The following is a 607-nucleotide window of genomic DNA, read 5'->3' as shown; positions in this document are numbered from 1 at the left end:
TAGTTATGATGCGATTACGGTGACACGTCAAACTGATTTGTATGACAAAGTGCTTGAGAAAGAAGAGGGAGGCTTGATAGGCGAATTTAATGCCTTTAATGGAGAGTGGTTATTAAAGATGATCACTGATCCACCGCTTATTCGCAAAGAGCGTAAAGGAATATTAGCAGCGTATAAATTAGTGAGTTGTTTGTTGGCTAATTCTGATATCACTTGGGTACCGATGTCGGCTGCTGAAATGGTAAGAGTGTCCGGAAATATTGGCCTTAAGATGTCAGAGTCAGAGTTTTCTAGGAATGTTCAAGGGTATAAGTCGGGGGCTATTTCTGATGACGTACTGTTTGTAGGGTTCAAAGATCAAAAACTCTACTTGCTGCCTTTAGAGGTTAAAACTGGCGTTAGTTATGACGTTAAAAAAGCAATCAAGCAAGCTCAGGAATTATCGCGCTATTTAAGTGAAGAGCTCCTTAGCGGAGATGGTTTTTCGAGAAAGCTGTATCGAGGGTTGTTCATCCGACAGGCATTAATGCAGATTGATAAGTACGAACTATATTCTATCTATCCAGAGGGGTACTTTTCTCAATTTGTTGATAACAAAGAGTGGTGG

The 607-nt window shown here is 40.4% G+C and carries 1 pseudogene; it reads left to right on the top strand.

The window, feature by feature from the left end:
- Positions 1–19: 19 nt before the first annotated feature.
- Positions 20–607, top strand: a pseudogene (locus tag A3757_RS05215) (DNA phosphorothioation-dependent restriction protein DptH); the annotation flags it as partial.

This window comes from Oleiphilus sp. HI0117, from assembly GCF_001635235.1.
Note: the sequence above shows the minus strand (reverse complement) of the source record. Positions and strands in the feature narration are given on the sequence as shown.